This window comes from Grylomicrobium aquisgranense (assembly GCF_033971865.1).
Lineage (GTDB): Bacteria > Bacillota_I > Bacilli_A > Erysipelotrichales > Erysipelotrichaceae > Bulleidia > Bulleidia massiliensis.
In genome coordinates this window covers 1-1,901 of sequence record NZ_JALBUR010000074.1, presented here as the reverse complement: position 1 = coordinate 1,901, position 1,901 = coordinate 1, and the positions used below count along the sequence as shown (strand labels likewise).

2 protein-coding genes are annotated in these 1,901 nt (G+C 42.9%); both read right to left on the bottom strand.

All coding sequences use genetic code 11. The features are described from left to right. Positions 1-269 precede the first annotated feature (269 nt). The gene (locus MOZ60_RS11470) at positions 270-821 is read right to left on the bottom strand and encodes a prepilin-type N-terminal cleavage/methylation domain-containing protein (protein ID WP_370596785.1); all 552 of its coding nucleotides are present in this window, start codon (positions 819-821) and stop codon (positions 270-272) included. A gap of 124 nt (positions 822-945) precedes the next feature. Beyond that, positions 946-1,398, bottom strand: a complete 453-nt coding sequence (locus MOZ60_RS11465; protein WP_370596784.1) for a type IV pilin protein — start codon at positions 1,396-1,398, stop codon at positions 946-948. Positions 1,399-1,901 lie beyond the last annotated feature (503 nt).

Below are 1,901 nucleotides of genomic sequence, written 5' to 3'. Positions count from 1 at the left end.
TCTCCTTTCATCAAACTACACAACCATAATAAAAGGCGCACCGTTAAAGCGACGCGCCCGCACCGTCAATTCAACATAAATGCACCGGTTTTAGCGGAAGACATGTACCGACGAACCGGAATTTGCAAATAGGTATAACCACCGTCACTCCTGGTTCCCGTTGCAGCGAAATAAACTGTTTCATTTTTGTCTTCGGCAATGAGAAGCTCTGCAAGGCGAAGTATTTATTCAGGTTTCTCTTCATGCTGCTTTCAGTTGTCTTTCAATCATCAGCTATGCCAGTTATTGCCTTCTGACAATGCTTCTATGATTTCCTTGTATTTTCTGTATTCTTTCTGATATTTCTCTTTCCCGTGTGTCGGAAAAGCACAATAATATCCAATGATTGCGCCTGTATTGGGATCCAGGTGGATCGTCCAGATATCTGCCACGAGATCCCCAAGCATATGTCCATCGCTCAGTTTCGTATGAGTTGTCCAACTGGATACATCCGTGTTCGTAGAAACATTCCCATTGCTATCTACAACCCAGTAGCCCGGGCTGTCATTTAAGACTCCCTTTCCAGCGGCTGTGAAATACATATAAGTAACGGAATGATATTTTGAATTATATTCACTAACACTTCCATGCTCCGAAACATAATCCAGATACGCAACTTCCGCTGCCGAAAATGCAGCTCTGGCATTTGCCTGATTTACAGCAAGCCTTGCCTTTTTCATCTGATTATTGAAGATCGGTATGCTTATAGCAACAAGCACAGCAATGATGACGACTACGATCAGGAGCTCCGCCAATGTAAAACCCTTCTTATTCTTTTTCATGGAGTATCACTCTTTTTCATCTGATACTGTTCAGTGTCGCACAGTCTGACCGATGCTGTCAGTTCTGCTTCCGGACAATATATTGTTATAACTGGTATTTATCTGAGCCAGGAAAATCAGAAAGCTAATCCCCGGCAATATATTGCCTCACAATCCCATTGGAATTACCAACAACCAGCCCCCACTTCTTATACACATGCTTGCCTGGGTTCCAATCCCAATGTCCACCAATCCATGTAGATGTTGTCCAAGAAGACGGTGTTGACCAGTCATCGCCAACACTTCCGGCAAAATCTTTGTGGTCATAACTGCTTACCGTTCCTATCTGGCCCGTCTCTGTATCATATGTGTAATAAGTTTCTCCTTCCGCCCGGTGATTACTCGTAAGGAACTGTATTTCTACAGCAGAATAAGCAGCTCTCGCATTTGCCTGATTCGCCGCAAGTCTTGCCTTCTGCACCAGCTTACTATAAACAGGAATACTGATAGCAACGAGCACTCCGATTATGGCAACCACGATGAGGAGCTCTGCCAATGTGAAGCCTTTCTTATTCAGTTTGCTCTCGCTGTGTTTCATAGCAATGCCTCTTCAAATTTTTACCAGTCGCCTGTTGAATTTTCAAATGCGTAATAAGCGGTCAATTGTCCGTCAGTAACTCTTATCTGCCAATACTTATAGACATGGGCTCCCAAATTACGATCATGATTCATTAATATTGTTATTGTCTTCCAAGTCGAAATATCTATTGATGGTTCATTTTTACTCGATTTGCAAACTTGAGCGCCAAAATTCCTAGCTGACCCTCCCTTATATAAGATTTTTCCCTTCGTAGTGTCATAAATATAATAAGTATCTCCGTTTCGGCATGGCATTCCCTCGTCCATATACTGAGCAACCCATGCTGCATAAGCAGCTCTTGCATTTGCTTGATTCGTAGCAAGCCTTGCTTTCCTTAGACAATATGTAAAAGCCCTCCATTAACTTGTGTGTTCGAGGATCATCCCGCATACTTGTTATTGGCTTAATAAGATGGGGGAAGTTGCCTCATCCAAGAAAGGAAGGCCTTTACATGATAGCAT

Coding starts and splice junctions, on each gene's coding strand:
- MOZ60_RS11465 (WP_370596784.1), bottom strand. CDS start 1,398: ATGAAACACAGCGAGAGCAAACTGAATAAGAAAGGCTTCACATTGGCA.
- MOZ60_RS11470 (WP_370596785.1), bottom strand. CDS start 821: ATGAAAAAGAATAAGAAGGGTTTTACATTGGCGGAGCTCCTGATCGTA.